General features: G+C 69.3%; 14 protein-coding genes and 1 tRNA gene. 7 read left to right on the top strand and 8 right to left on the bottom strand.

What is annotated here, in order from left to right; genetic code table 11:
• From ABZ420_RS22455 to ABZ420_RS22470, 4 genes are read left to right on the top strand one after another with little or no spacing between them, the layout of a single operon-like run.
• Entirely contained in the window at positions 1-1,140 is a 1,140-nt protein-coding gene (locus ABZ420_RS22455; RefSeq protein ID WP_357125871.1) for an isobutyryl-CoA dehydrogenase, read from the top strand.
• Entirely contained in the window at positions 1,137-2,216 is a 1,080-nt protein-coding gene (locus ABZ420_RS22460; RefSeq protein WP_357125874.1) for an enoyl-CoA hydratase/isomerase family protein, read from the top strand. Before ABZ420_RS22455 ends, ABZ420_RS22460 begins: the two co-directional genes overlap by 4 nt.
• Positions 2,216-3,112 (top strand): 3-hydroxyisobutyrate dehydrogenase, encoded by an 897-nt coding sequence (gene mmsB, locus ABZ420_RS22465; protein WP_357125877.1) that lies wholly within the window; start codon positions 2,216-2,218, stop codon positions 3,110-3,112. The genes ABZ420_RS22460 and mmsB overlap by 1 nt, the downstream gene beginning before the upstream one ends.
• Positions 3,109-3,885, top strand: a complete 777-nt coding sequence (locus ABZ420_RS22470; RefSeq protein WP_357125879.1) for an enoyl-CoA hydratase — start codon at positions 3,109-3,111, stop codon at positions 3,883-3,885. Before mmsB ends, ABZ420_RS22470 begins: the two co-directional genes overlap by 4 nt.
• A gap of 49 nt (positions 3,886-3,934) precedes the next feature.
• Here the strand turns inward: ABZ420_RS22470 and ABZ420_RS22475 are convergent, their stop codons facing one another.
• Positions 3,935-4,981, bottom strand: a complete 1,047-nt coding sequence (locus ABZ420_RS22475) for an Hsp70 family protein (protein WP_357125882.1) — start codon at positions 4,979-4,981, stop codon at positions 3,935-3,937.
• 125 nt (positions 4,982-5,106) lie between these two features.
• Positions 5,107-5,658: a MarR family transcriptional regulator gene (locus ABZ420_RS22480; protein WP_040865121.1), complete on the bottom strand. Its 552-nt coding sequence runs from the start codon at positions 5,656-5,658 to the stop codon at positions 5,107-5,109.
• Positions 5,659-5,772: 114 nt separating this feature from the next.
• Between ABZ420_RS22480 and ABZ420_RS22485 the strand changes: the two genes are divergently transcribed.
• Positions 5,773-5,847: transfer RNA gene (locus tag ABZ420_RS22485), tRNA-Cys, on the top strand.
• Between the two features lie 100 nt (positions 5,848-5,947).
• On the opposite strand, the gene ABZ420_RS22490 is transcribed toward ABZ420_RS22485, so the two are convergent.
• The 6 genes from ABZ420_RS22490 to ABZ420_RS22515 all read right to left on the bottom strand — a co-directional run bounded on the left by ABZ420_RS22490 (position 5,948) and on the right by ABZ420_RS22515 (position 12,399).
• Positions 5,948-7,000: an ABC transporter ATP-binding protein gene (locus tag ABZ420_RS22490; protein ID WP_357125885.1), complete on the bottom strand. Its 1,053-nt coding sequence runs from the start codon at positions 6,998-7,000 to the stop codon at positions 5,948-5,950.
• The gene (locus ABZ420_RS22495) at positions 6,997-8,550 is read right to left on the bottom strand and encodes an iron ABC transporter permease (RefSeq protein ID WP_357125888.1); all 1,554 of its coding nucleotides are present in this window, start codon (positions 8,548-8,550) and stop codon (positions 6,997-6,999) included. The genes ABZ420_RS22490 and ABZ420_RS22495 overlap by 4 nt, the downstream gene beginning before the upstream one ends.
• Before the next feature lie 2 nt (positions 8,551-8,552).
• Positions 8,553-9,575, bottom strand: coding sequence for an iron ABC transporter substrate-binding protein (locus ABZ420_RS22500; protein ID WP_357125891.1), 1,023 nt, complete (start codon positions 9,573-9,575; stop codon positions 8,553-8,555).
• A 110-nt stretch (positions 9,576-9,685) separates the two neighbouring features.
• Entirely contained in the window at positions 9,686-10,963 is a 1,278-nt protein-coding gene (locus ABZ420_RS22505; protein WP_357125894.1) for a metallophosphoesterase, read from the bottom strand.
• Between the two features lie 145 nt (positions 10,964-11,108).
• A complete protein-coding gene (locus ABZ420_RS22510) occupies positions 11,109-11,531 on the bottom strand; it encodes a hypothetical protein (RefSeq protein ID WP_357125897.1) in 423 nt (140 codons plus the stop codon).
• A 466-nt stretch (positions 11,532-11,997) separates the two neighbouring features.
• The gene (locus ABZ420_RS22515) at positions 11,998-12,399 is read right to left on the bottom strand and encodes a nuclear transport factor 2 family protein (RefSeq protein ID WP_357125900.1); all 402 of its coding nucleotides are present in this window, start codon (positions 12,397-12,399) and stop codon (positions 11,998-12,000) included.
• 149 nt (positions 12,400-12,548) lie between these two features.
• Here ABZ420_RS22515 and ABZ420_RS22520 point away from each other — a divergent pair, with 149 nt between their 5' ends.
• Positions 12,549-12,923 carry a hypothetical protein gene (locus ABZ420_RS22520; RefSeq protein WP_357125903.1) on the top strand — a complete coding sequence of 125 codons (375 nt, stop codon included), beginning with the start codon at positions 12,549-12,551 and terminating at the stop codon, positions 12,921-12,923.
• A gap of 189 nt (positions 12,924-13,112) precedes the next feature.
• Positions 13,113-13,796 (top strand): hypothetical protein, encoded by a 684-nt coding sequence (locus ABZ420_RS22525; protein ID WP_357125906.1) that lies wholly within the window; start codon positions 13,113-13,115, stop codon positions 13,794-13,796.
• Positions 13,797-14,028 lie beyond the last annotated feature (232 nt).

Consider the following 14,028-nt stretch of genomic DNA (forward strand, 5'->3'; position numbering starts at 1 on the left):
ATGTTCATCCTCGACGACGACGAGAAGGCGATCCGCGACACCGCGCGCGGCTTCGCCGACGAATTCCTCGCCCCGAACGCGCTGGAGTGGGACGAGCAGAAGCATTTTCCGGTGGACGTGCTGCGCAAGGCGGGCCCGCTCGGTCTCGGCGGCATCTACGTGCGCGAGGACGTGGGCGGTTCGGGCCTGCGCAGGCTCGACGCCGTGCGCATCTTCGAGCAGCTGGCCACCGGCTGCCCCGCCATCGCCGCGTACATCTCCATCCACAACATGGCGACGTGGATGATCGACCGCTACGGCGACGACGAGCAGCGCAATCGCTGGCTGCCCCGGCTGACCGCGATGGAACTGCTGGCCAGCTACGCGCTCACCGAGCCGGGGGTCGGCTCCGACGCGGCGGCGTTGAGCACCAAGGCCGTTCGCGACGGTGACGACTACATCTTCAACGGCGCCAAGCAGTTCATCTCCGGCGCGGGCTCCACCGACGTCTACGTCGTCATGGCCCGGACCGGCGACGATGGTGCGCGCGGGATCTCGGCGTTCATCGTGCCCGCCGACACGCCCGGCATCTCCGTGGGCGCCAATGAGAAGAAGATGGGCTGGAACGCCCAACCGACCCGCCAGGTGATCTTCTCCGATGCCAGGGTCCCGGTGGCCAACCGGCTCGGCGCGGAGGGCGACGGCTTCCGCATCGCGATGAACGGCCTCAACGGCGGCAGGCTCAACATCGCCGCGTGCTCGGTGGGCGGCGCGCAGGCGGCGCTGGACAAGACGGTGCCGTATCTGGCCGAGCGGCAGGCGTTCGGCAAGCCATTGCTGCGCAATCAGGCGCTGCAATTCGACCTCGCCGATATGCGCATCGAATTGGAGGCCGCCCGCACGCTGCTGTGGCGGGCCGCCGCTGCGCTGGACGCCGACACACCGGACAAGGTGGAGCTGTGCGCCATGGCGAAGCGTTTCGCCACCGACGCCGGCTTCGAGGTGGCCAACAAGGCCCTGCAACTGCACGGCGGCTACGGCTACCTGACCGAATACGGCGTGGAGAAGATCGTCCGGGATCTGCGGGTGCACCAGATCCTCGAGGGCACCAACGAAATCATGCGGGTGGTCGTCGCCCGCGCACTGGTAGGAGCGGCATGAGCGGACAGACCACGAGTGAACCCGAGGTTCTTCTCGAACAGCGCGACGGGCTGGGCCTGATCACGCTGAACCGGCCCAAGGCCATCAACGCGCTGAATCACTCGATGGCCCTCGCCATCACCGACGCGCTGCGTACCTGGGCCGAGGACGACTCGGTGCGCACCGTCGTCGTCACCGGCGCGGGCGAGCGCGGCCTGTGCGCGGGCGGTGACATCGTCGCCATCCACGCCGACGCGAAAAGCGGTGCCACCAGCGCCGATTCGGCGACCGGACGGTTCTGGCGCGACGAGTACATCCTCAACGCGCTGATCGGCCGCTACTCGAAGCCGTATGTGGTGATCATGGACGGCATCGTGATGGGAGGCGGCGTAGGGCTTTCCGGGCACGGCAGCCATCGCATCGTCACCGAGCGGTCCAAGATCGGCATGCCCGAGGTGGGCATCGGCTTCGTCCCGGACGTCGGCGGCACCTACCTGCTGGCGCGCACCCCGGGTGAGATCGGCACGCACGTCGGGCTCACCACCGCGCGCATGAGCGCTGGTGACGCCATCGCCGCGAACTTCGCCGACTATTTCGTCGCCTCCGAGCATCTGCCCGCGCTGCTGGAGACGCTGCGCACGGAGAGCGCCGACATCGCGATCGCCAAGTTCGCCACGGACGCGCCGGATTCCGCGCTGGCCGCCGCGCAGGACTGGATCGATGACTGCTACGGAGCCGACACCGTGGAGGAGATCGTCGCGCGGTTGCAGGCGCACGAGGCACCCGACGCGCGGGCGGCGGCCGACGAGATCCTGGCCAAATCCCCGGTGGCGCTGAAGGTCACGCTGCGTTCGCTGCGCGCGGCCCGCACCGCGCCGAGCCTGGAGGCGGTGCTGAACGAGGAGTACCGGGTGTCCATCGCGTCGCTGTCGTCGCACGACCTGGTCGAGGGCATTCGCGCGCAGGTGATCGACAAGGACCGCAACCCGCGGTGGTCGCCCGCGACGCTCGAAGCGGTCACGGACGCGCAGGTGGACGCATACTTCGCCGAGCTGGGCGATCGAGAGCTGGGTCTGCCGACCCAGGAGGTGGCGTGATGAGCAAGCGAATCGGTTTCCTCGGCCTCGGCCACATGGGCGGGCCGATGGCGGCCAACCTGGTGCGCGCGGGCTACGAGGTGCTCGCCTTCGACCCGGTGCCCGCCGCGCGGGAACAGGCCGAGCGCGACGGCGCGATCGTGGTCGGCACTGCCACCGAGACCGCCGCGGCCGACACCGTGATCACCATGCTGCCCAACGGCAAACTCGTCCTCGACGTATACGCCGAACTGCTCCCGGCCGCGGCACCGGGCACCTTGTTCATCGACTGCTCCACCATCGACGTCGCCGACGCCAAGACCGCGGCCGAACGCGCCACCGCCGCCGGGCACCGTGCGCTGGACGCGCCGGTTTCCGGCGGTGTCGCGGGCGCGGCGGCGGGCACGTTGACCTTCATGGTCGGCGGGGCCGCCGAGGACTTCGCCGCCGCGCTTCCGGTGCTCGGGGTGATGGGCGGCAAGGTCGTGCACTGCGGCGGCTCCGGCGTCGGTCAGGCGGCGAAGATCTGCAACAACATGCTGCTGGGCGTGTCGATGATCGCGCTGTCGGAATCGCTGGTGCTCGGCGAGAAGCTGGGCCTGAGCCATCAGTCGTTCTTCGACGTGGTCTCCACCGCCTCCGGCCAGAGCTGGGCGCTGACCAGCTACTGCCCGGTTCCGGGCCCGGTGCCGACCAGCCCGGCCAACAACGACTACCAGCCGGGTTTCGCCACCGCCCTGATGGCGAAGGACCTGGGTCTGGCCGCGAACGCCCTGCGCGAGAACAACATCGACGGACAGCTCGGGTTGCTGGCCGCCGCGATCTACGACCGCTTCAACCAGACGGATGCCGGACGGGACTTCTCGGCTATCGTCACCGATATCCGTGACCGTTCCGACCAAGAGGGTGCCGAGTGACAGACTTCGAGACGATTCTGCTGGAACGCAAGGGCCGGGTCGGCTGGATCACCCTGAACCGCCCGAAGGCGCTGAACGCGCTGAACGCGCAGGTGCTCGACGACGTCATCGCCGCGCTCGACGAACTCGAGCACGACCACGAGATCGGTGCCATCGTGATCACCGGCTCGGAGCGGGCCTTCGCGGCGGGCGCCGACATCAAGGAGATGCAGCCCAAGTCGTACATGGACATGTTCATGGACGACTACTTCGCCCGCTGGGACCGGCTGGCGCAGTTCCGCAAGCCCACCATCGCCGCGGTGGCGGGCTACGCGCTGGGCGGCGGCTGTGAGCTGGCGATGATCTGCGACGTCCTGCTCGCGGCCGATACGGCGAAGTTCGGGCAGCCGGAGATCAAGCTGGGCGTCATCCCCGGCATCGGCGGCTCGCAGCGCCTGACCCGCGCGATCGGCAAGGCCAAGGCCATGGATCTGGTGCTCACCGGCCGCAACATGGACGCCGAGGAGGCCGAGCGGGCGGGGCTGGTCTCGCGCATCGTGCCCGCGGCGGAGCTGCTCGACACCGCGGCCGAGGTCGCCGAGACCATCGCGTCCATGTCGCTGCCGGTCGCCATGATCGCCAAGGAAGCGGTGAACCGCTCGTTCGAGACGACGCTCGCCGAGGGCCTGCGCTTCGAACGCCGAGTGTTCCACTCGCTGTTCGCGATCGAGGATCAGAAGGAAGGCATGAGCGCCTTCGTCGAGAAGCGTCCGGCGAAGTTCACCAACCGCTGACGTCCGACCCGCCCGGCCGATCCCTCCGGCCGGGCGGGTTCGTCGCGAGTCATCCGAAGGGCCCCGATGTGGGCGCGACGATCTCCGCGGGTGTGGGCACCTTGTTGCCCTCCGGCGTCGGCGCGTCCTTCTGCGCGGCGAGCAGTCCGGCGATCGTGGCGCCCAGGGCGACGGTGACCGCGGCCGCCGCGATGAGTTTGCGCCGGTCGACGGCGACCGGGACGAGGGTGGCTCCGGCGCGCAGCCGGGCCATCCGCACGTCGCCGCCCCTTCGTTCGGCGGCGAGCAACACGGCGCCGCGCGCGGAGACGACCTCGGGCTCGGGATCGTAGACGATCGGCAGGTCGATCAGTTCCGCCAGTTCGGCGCGAATGCTCGGACTGCGCGTGCAGCCGCCGAGCAGCACCATCGCCTCCGGCCGCACACCGGTCTCGTCGATGATCTGCCGCACGAACGACACCGAGTGATGGATGCCCGCCGCGCACAATTCGGCCAGATCGCTGCGGGTGACGACGGCACGGTCGCCGGTGCCGTCGTCGATGGCGGTGACCACCCGCGCCTCGCTCAGTTCCTCGCGGTGGCGCCGGATGGTCGGCGTGTCGGTGAGTACGCCGTCGCGGGCCAGCCGCCAGCGCAACAGCGCGTCGTAGCCGTCGCCACCGAGCACCGTGCTGCGCTTGCTGGACAGGATCGCGTCGGTGCGGCAATCGACATGCGTGATGGTCAGCCCCGAGCTGCCCAGGTCGTAGAGGATCACCGAGCCGCTGTCCGGCAGTTGCCCGGTGAAGCGCAGATAGCGCAGCTGGGCGAGGGGTTCGTCGACGATGGTCACGCCGCGGCCGCGCACGCCCGCGCGGATGGCGTCGGCGTGCAGCGGACAGCGGCACGTCACCGCCGTGCCCGAGATCAGCTCGTCACGCCGGTCGGCGGCGCCGTTCATCCGGCGGATCGCCTCGAAGACCGATTCCTCGACACCGCCGCCCGCCCGGCGCGGCACTTCGCAGCGATCGATCGGGGGTAGGTGTGGCTGATCGGAGTGTGTCAGCATCGCATGGGCGCCGCCAGCGCCCGCCGATACCCCCAAGACCAGCACCATGATTTACATGGTGGACCTTTTCGCTTCCGCTGCCAAGACGGCATGCCCGGCAATTCGCCGGTTGGATGCCCGATCGTCACCCGCCGGTCGGTCGCACCGGGTATGCGACCGACCGGTACGTCGAATCAGTCTGTGGCCGTAGCCGACCAGCGCGCCGTTCCCTCGGCGGTGTCGAAGTCGCCCGCGGCATGTCGGAATTCGGCGAGCAGTTGCAGCAGAGTGTGCAATCGTTCCGGGGGGAGTCCGGGGAGCGCGAAAACCTTCGCGTTGAGTTCCTCGGTCGCCTTCGCCACCAATTCCCGTCCCGCGTCGGTGATTTCGATCAGGGTAGCGCGCCGGTCGCTGGGATGCGGTACGCGCTCGACGAGCTTCGCCGCCTCCAGCCGGTCCACGGTGTTGGTGACGCTGGTGGGGTGCACCTGCAGGCGCGCGCTGGCCTTCGCCATCGGCAGCGCACCGGTTTTGCTGAAATTGAGCAGCATGAGCAGCTCGTAGCGGGAGAAGGTCAAACCGGTGGGTTTGAGCGCCTCGTCCACCCGCGCCATCACGATTTGCTGAGCCCGCACCAGTGACGTCACCGCGGCCATGCCGTCGGCGACATCCCCCCAGCCGTGGCCGACCCACTGGCGGTGGGCCTCCTCGATCGGGTCGTTCGGAAGCGGGCGTGGCCGAGACATGTTCCGATCATTCCATGCCGCCATGGGCGGACGGGGACATCCGACCAGGCTTCGGATCACCGTGAGCGCAATGGTAGGCCGGGCCTACCCGCCGGGGGCACTATCTAAGGCGAGGCGGGCGTGGCTGAGTGGTTTAGGCAACGGTCTGCAAAGCCGTTTACGCGGGTTCAATTCCCGCCGCTCGCTCCAAGTGTCCTCGGTGCTCGGCTCGGTGCGCGTCATCGCCGAGTCGAGCATTTCGAGGCATGCCGCTACCCGGTATGCCCGGGTTCTCGCGCAGCGTGCCGCGTCAGACGGCGTCGTTCGGTTCGGTGTACGCCACGGCCGTGCCGACCACGTCGAGGCGCACCCGCTGCCCGGTCACTGGGGCGGCCACGCTGGCGCGGCGTACCCGGATGGGAGTGCTCGCGCCGTCCAGGTCGATGGTCAGGATGACATCGGCGCCGCGGAAGTCGACGGCGCTGATCCGGCCGCTCTCCGCCTCGTTCTCCGAAGCGACATCGGCCACGAGCTGTTCCGGTCGCAGCATGACGGTGGCCGGTCCGCTCGCGGCGTTGCGCTGCACCGGAATCCGGCCCAGAGCGCACTTGGCCACATCGCCCTCGACCACCGCCTCCAGCAGCACGCAATCGCCGAGGAACCGGGCGGTGAACAGGTCCTTCGGCGTGGCGTAGACCTGCTCCGGCGTCCCGACCTGGGTGAAGCGCCCCTCCCGCATCACCGCGACCTGTTCGGCGAAGCTCAGCGCCTCCTCCTGGTCGTGGGTCACCAGGATGCTGGTCATGCCCGCCTCGCGCAGCGTGTCGGCCACGGCCTGCCTGGTCGTGGCGCGCAAGCCCGCGTCCAGCGCGCTGAACGGCTCGTCCAGCAGCATCACCGACGGTTTGCGCGCCAGTGCGCGGGCCAGGGCCACGCGCTGCTGCTGGCCGCCGGAGAGCTGATGCGGCCGCCGGTCGGCGTAGGACGCGTGCAGCGACACCATCTCCAGCAGTTCGCGCACCCGCCGGTCGTTGCGGCGGGCCGAGCCGGGCAGGCCGTAGGCGATGTTCTGGCCGACGGTCAGATGGGGGAACAGTGCCCCGTCCTGGGCGACGTATCCGATGTTGCGACGCTGCGGCGGCACCGAGACTCGTTCGCCGACAACGGTTTCCGTCCCGATCGACACCGAACCCGTGTCCGGCGACTCGAATCCGGCGATCACGCGCAGCAGCGTGGTCTTGCCGCATCCCGACGACCCGACCACGGCGGTGGCGGTGCGGTTCGGCACGTCCAGGGTGATGCCACCGAGAACCCGGGTGTGACCGAAGGTCTTCGACACATCCGTGACGACAACGCGACTCATATCCCGGCCGCCTTCTGCGAGTTGGTGAACAGCAAGTACGTCACGGGCACGGCGGCGGCGATCATGATCAGGGCGTACGGAGCGGCGGCGGCGTAATCCAATTCGCCGGACAGGCCCCAGAATCGCATCGCCAGCGTGCGAGTTCCGTTGGGCGCCAGCAAGAGGGTCGCGGTCAGCTCGGTCGCCACCGCGACGAACACCAGTGCGGCGGCGGCGGCCGCGGCCGGCGCCGCGAGACGCAGCGTGACCAGGAAGAACGTCGCCGGCGCCGATTTACCCAGCGAACGGGACGCCTCCTCCAAGCCGACCGGCACCTGGGCGAGCCCGGCCCGCACGCTGACCAGGGCACGCGGCAGGAACAGCAGGAGATAGGCGGCGATCACCATGCCCGCCGTCTGGTAGAGCGCGGGCACCCACCGGATCGTCACGGTCACCATGGCCAGCGCGATCACGATGCCGGGCAACGAGCTGGTGACGTAGTTGGCGCCCTCGACCAGCCGCGCGAACGCCGAGGTGGAACGCACCGCGATCCACGCCACCGGGAACGCGCACAGGGTGGTGAGCAGCGCGGCGACGGCCGCGAGGCCGACCGTCTGCCCGAGCGCGTTGCCGATGTCGGTGACATCCCATACCGCCGCTCCGCCGATGCGCAACCAGCGCCCGATGGTCCACAGCGGCACGCCCAGCGCGGCCGCCGTCACCGCGACGAGCACGGCCAGAACCGGTAACGTGCCGGCGCCCAACCGGATCCGGGCCGCGGCGCGCGGAGCCCCGCTGCCGATCCGCGCGTAGCGCGCCCGGCCGCGCAGTCCCGCCTCGGCCCCGAGCAGCGCCAGGCAGCACAGCACGAGCACACCGGCCAGCATGCTGCCCGCCGGACCGGCGAAGCTGGACTGGTACTGCTCGAAGATGGCCGTGGTGAACGTGTCGAACCGGACCATCACGAAGGCGCCGTACTCGGCGAGCAGATGCAGCCCGATGAGCAGCCCGCCACCGAGGACGGCCAAGCGCAGCTGCGGTAGCACGATCCGCGCGAACACCGCGACCGGTCCCGACCCCAGCGCCCGCGCCGACTCCTCCACCGCCGGATCCAGGCGGCGCAGCGTGGCGGCGGCGGGCAGATAGACCAGCGGGAAATAGGACATCGTGGAGATCACCACGCCCGCCCGAAGACCGTGCATGGTCGGGAAGACGCTGACCCAGGCGTAGCTGTTGACGAAGGCGGGCACCGCCAGCGGAGCCGCGAAAACCGGCCCCCACCACGACTTCCCAGGCACGTCGGTGCGTTCCACCACCCACGCCAGCCCGACGCCGAGCGCCACGCAGATCGGCACGGTGCACGCCACCAGCGCGGCCGTATTGCCCAGCAGCTCACCGACTCTGGGCCGGAACACCAGTTCTGCCGCCTGATCGACACCGGTGGAGAAAACGGTCGAAACGATGTACCCGAGCGGCACGAACGTCGCCGCCACCAGCAGCAGCGCGACGCCCGTGACCACCGGCCCCGGTCTGCCGACCCGGGGCGCCGCGACGACGTTCCGGAGCGCCACGGCTACAGCAGACCGGCTTCGGTCATCAGCTGCGTGACCTTCTTCGAATCGAGCTTCGACGGGTCGATCGCCGGAGCCTGCAAGTCGGCCAGCGGCGGCAGCGCCGGGTTCGCGGCGACGCCACTGGCGACCGGGTATTCCAGCGATGTGCCGTCACGCAACACCTCTTGCCCCGCCTTGCCGACGATGAACGCCAGGAACTTCTGCGCCGCCTCCTGCTTCTTGCTCGCCTTCAGCACGCCGCCGCCGGAGACGCTGACGAAGGCGCCCGGATCCTGGTTCCTGAAGTAGTGCAGGGCGGTGTCGGCGCTGCTCTCCTTCGTATTCGCCTGGTCGCGGTACCAGTAGTAGTGGTAGATGACGCCGCCGTCCGGGCTGCCCGAGTTGACCGCCTTCATGGTGGCGACGTTGTTCGGGAACGGTGTCGCGTTCTCCGTCATGCCCTTCAGCCAGGCGCGGGTGGCGTCCTCGCCCTTCAGCGCGAGCAGGGCGGCGACGATGGCCTGGAAGTCGGCGCCGGAAACGCCCGCGCCCCAGCGCCCCTTCCACTGCGGTTGCGCCAGGTCGAGCAGCGAGGCAGGCAATTGGCCGGGCTGGACCTTGTTCTTGTTGTAGACGAAAACCGTCGAGCGCGCGGCCACGCCGGTCCACTTGCCGGTGGACGGGCGGAACTGCGCGGGCACCTGCGCCAGCGTCTCGGCGTTCACGTCGGCGAACAGGCCCGCGTTCTCCACCAGCGCCATGGCGGGGGAGTTCTCGGTGAGGAAGACGTCGGCGGGCGAGGCACCGCCCTCGGCGACCAGCTGGTTGCCCAGCGCCGTGTCACCGCCCTGGCGCAACGTCACCTTGATGCCGGTTTCCTTGGTGAACGCGTCGGCCCATTCTTTGGTGAGCGACTCGTGCTGCGCGTTGTAGACGGTGATCTCGTTCGCGTCGTCGGAGGAATTCGAGCAAGCCGTGCTGCCGAGCGCCGTCATCGCGAGGACCAATCCAGCGGCAATCGTCTTCCATCTGACCGGCTTCATCCTCGTCCTTCCGACCGCGTTCCCCGTTGCATATGTTGAGGCTTACCTAAGGAAGATACAGCGTCCGACGTGCGCAAACGTTTCCCGGATGCGGCGAACCCGCGCGCCCGCTACCGCAGACCCGAGAAATCGCGCGGCACAACGTGATTGCGATCGGCGCAGGTGCCGAGCGTGTAATCCGGAAGCAGTCCGAAGTACTCGCCACGGGTGAGCGCGCTCCAGCGCCGCGCGTCCTCGGTGCGGGTCTTGTAGAAGTTGACCATGTAGCCGCCCTCGTAGAGGCGCAGCAGGCTGTAGCCGCCCGGATACTCCTTGACCGCGGCGACCTCGAGGAACTCCACCGCGCACTGCACGTCCGGCCTGGTGCGGCGGTTGCGGTGGGTGTGGCCGCTGTGCTGCAAGAAGACGCCGGGGGAGCGGGCATAGAGCGCTTGCAGTTCGCCGCTGTCGCGTCCGTCGAGCACGAAACCCGGGCCGGCGAGGTTGGTCAGCCCGGACTCGGTCGTGACGGGGTGGTGGCCGAACAGCAGGGTCGGCCTGTCCGGATCGGCGCGCAGACGTTCGGCGAGATGATCGAATTGCGCGCGCTCGATGGACCCGCCCGCGCCGTCCAGGCTGCTGGTATCCAAGCCGAGCACGCGCAGCCCGCCCACCTCGTGCCCGACGAGTTGCTGGCGCGCGGAGAAGGCATCGGCCCAGCAGTCACGGTGGTCGGCGGGCGCGGGGGCGCAACCGGCGTACTCGCCGCCCGTATGCGGCCGGTCGTGATTGCCGCGCACGGCGAGGTAGTCGCGGCCGAGCGCCCCCCACCCGTCGAGACGGGCCCGCACCGTGCGGGTGTCGAGCTCGGAGGCTTCGGCGGTCAGGTCGCCCGCGAGCAGCAGCAGTTCGGCTCCCCGGTCGGGACGGCGCAGGTCGTCCAGCACCGCGGCCAGCATCACCTCGGGATAGGGCGCGAGGCCGGGGCCCTGCCGGAAGCCGGGCGGCAGGTCACCGGCGATCAGCCCGCTGACCTGCTCGCCGAAGTGCACATCGTTGGCCAGCGCAAGGGTGCGCAGCCTGCGGCCGGGCGGCGGAATTAGGGTGGTGAACTCGCCGCGTGCTTCCGGCGCGGCGGGATCGGACGTGGTGAGCGATAGCGCGGGCGTGGCGCGCAGACCCGCCGACCAGGCTTCGAAGCGGTAGGCGCGGCCCGGTTCGAGCCCGCCGATCTCGGCATAGTGGAACGGCGTCGGGTGGTCGTCGGCGAAGACCGGCACCGGCGCGCGCGCCGAGTCGGCGGGACCGATCCGTACGTGGGTGTCGGCGTCGACGGGGATCAGCCGTCCGGCCGGGTCGGGGGCGAGCGTGGTCCAGGTGAGGATCACCGTGGTGTCGGTGATCGTCACGACTTCCAGATCGGTGGCGACCGCCGCGTCCGGCAGTGCCCGAGCTTTCGTTCGACCGGCGAAGGGGAGGAGTGCGGCGAGGCCGAGTGCCCCGAGAACGGTTCTGCGGTTCGGTCCGCAACAACTCATGCGTGGGTGCATGCGATCAGCGCGTGCCCTCCGCGGAGCAGACCTTCCACTTGCCGTCTTCTTTCGTCAGATGCTCGGTCGTGCTTGATTCGGTATCGGGCTGCTCGCCGGGCACCGCGACGGTGAGCTTGCCGGTGACCTTCGCGGTCGCGGTGTCTCCGGTGACGACGATGTCGTCGATCCTATCGATGATGACCGAAATCGAGGTGCTGTCGAATTCGCTCTTCTCGCTCTCGGTCATCGCCTCGAACGCGGCGCGTTCGTGCGCGCACGCCTGCTCGGCCGCCGCGCGGAAGCCTCGGGTGTCGAGGGTCTCGTAGAAGTCGCGAATCGCGAGTTCGATCCGTTTCTCGTCCGAGGCGAGCGGACCTCTGCCCTGCGAGGTCAGGAACACCCCCGCGATCACCGCGCCCGCGATCACCAGAGCGACTATCGCCACCAAGCCGACGATCAAGCCGGTGTGGCTCTTCTTGGACGGCGGCGGATATCCCCAGGGCGGGTAGCCGGGGGGTGGATAACCAGGGGCCGAGGGGGGTTGCCCAGGTCCGGGGGGCGGATAACCAGGGGCCGAGGGCGGCTGACCGGGTCCGGGGGGCGGATAACCAGCGTTCCAGTGTGGCTGACCGGGTCCGGGGGGCGGATTACCCGGGGTCGAGGGTGGCTGCCCTTGTTCGGGCGGAGGATAGCCGGGCGAGGGCTGTTGCGGGTGGGGCGGTCGATCATCCGGCGGTTGCCCGCCCGGCGGATAAGTCATCTCGTCCTCCGGTCTACCCCCGGTGCCTGGATCTTTACGCCAAGGCGTGCCCGGGGTAGCGGAAACCAAACGGGTCGGATCGTTCGGGCGGGGCGACGGGCGATGTCGCCGCGGTGCGGTGGTCGGACGCGCGGTGAACGGTTCCGCGACGTCAGGCGGCCAATGCGGCGTGCCAGCGCGCGGTGTCGGTGTACTGGTGCAGTCGCGTGATGCGGCCTTCGTCGTCGACCTGCCACAGGTGCACGAACTCGGCCTCGTACGCACGGCCGGTCGCGCGGGCCGCGCCCCGATAGTGACCTGTCACCACGACGGTGCCGTCCGTGGTCTCCTGCCAGGTCTCGTCGAACGGCGCGGTGTCGAAGTCCCTGGCAACCGCGCCCCAGATCCGCGCCATGGCCGCCAGCGGGCCGTGGAAGGCGCCGCCCGCGCCGCACGGCATGCCCGGGGCGGTGCGCACTTCGAACTCCGGATGCAGCAGGGCCAGGATCGCCGGTCCGTCACCCGTCTGCGTAGCGGTGTAGAAACCCTTGACGACCTCGCTCTTCACGGACATGTCCGACTCCTTCTGAAGTGATTGTTCTAGAACGATCATATTAGAACGTCACTGGCGCGACTGCCATAGGCGTGTGGTCGGTGTCATGTCGTCCGATTCGAGACCGGGTTGCCTGGTGCTTGCCGCATATGTCCGGCTAACATTCGAACATGGGTTCGATTAGCGATGAAACGCCGCGAACCGAAGGCACGGGACCGGAGCTGGTCTACCCGAACAGGACCGGCCACTACTACCGGACACTGACCTACCCGCCGCGCCCGGTGTGGGTCCGACTGGACGCGATCCTGGTCCGCGACCCCGGCGCCCCGCGGCACGTGAACGGCGCGGGAGTCGTCATGCGCGGCGAGCGCCCCGGCACCTTGACGCACTGGTTCCCCACCGTCGACGGGGACTGGATGGGACGGGTGACCTACAGCATCCAGTTCGCCGACGGTCGCCCGGACCTGCACGTGCGCGACCAACTGGTCCCGGCCTACGCCCTGCGCCCCCGGCGCACCGAGCGATCCGAACCGGAGTCCGCCTGATCGGTCCGGGATGCTGCACCGGCCCGAGCGTCATAGCTATGAATTTGCCCCTTCTTCCCGAGCTCGAGGGACCCCTGTGAGCGCCCTGTCCCACCCTGTTTGCCGGGGTGGGCACGTGCGACCGACGGGGTTGTCCGGCCGGTTGCCGATCGGTTGTCGCCGTAGGGGGCCGGTGATACGTTGCCCGGCATGGGATTTCAGTTGCCGCATCCCGAGGTGCTGTGGGCGCGCGTGACCGTCTTGGACGTGATCACCGCCGCCACTCGCACGGATCGGGTCGCGAGCGGACAGGAGATCGGGCAGACGGCCGGAGTGGAAGGTGGCCGGCTGATCAGCGACGACGGCGAGGGCAACTGGTACTCGCTGGTCAGATACCCCGGCGACCGCGCGCTGCTATTCGGGCGGGACGAGGACAACGAGGTCGCTGGGACCTCCTACGATCCGCTTGCCGCGGCGCCCGCCTGGGTGCGCTCGGTGGAACCGACGGCGAAGCTGCCCGGCGGCGTCGACGGCCCGGTCAGCTTCGTGCGCTGGTGGGAGTTCGGCCGCTGGCAGCACACGCCGACCGACCTCGACGACGGTCTCGAAATGGGCCTGAGCGCCGCTTCCGACCGGGAGAGTTTCACCGGCAGCGTCATGAGCGCCGCCATCCACGCGAAGTGGGTGGAGATGGACTACGAGGCGGGCAAGCTCACCGCCCTCACCGTCGACCCCACCGCCCTGCACGCCCTCTGCGACGCCACCGAGAACGGCACCGTCACCAAGGCTCATTTCTATTTCCTCCAGCCTGGTCTGACGGCCCCCGCCTTCACCTACCTCACCAACGCAGGCGTCCTCACGTCCGCCGCCAAGCCCACCGAACCTTTGTCGTGACCCTCTGATCGCACGCGTCACCCACCATTCGAGAAGGGCTCCGGCTTCCGGGGCCCTTCGCTCATATCACGGCGGCATTCGAGAAAACCCTCGTCTACGTACGCAACGCCGTCGATCGCCGGATTCGTTCGCAGCTGTCGGCGGGCTACGTGCCGCCGGGTGGCCGACCTGGTGACCGGCGGCGCGAAGCGGAGTCGCTCCGGCCGAGTAACCGAGCATCGCCATCGAGCCG

It is taken from the genome of Nocardia sp. NPDC005745 (assembly GCF_040630775.1).
Classification (GTDB): Bacteria; Actinomycetota; Actinomycetes; order Mycobacteriales; family Mycobacteriaceae; genus Nocardia.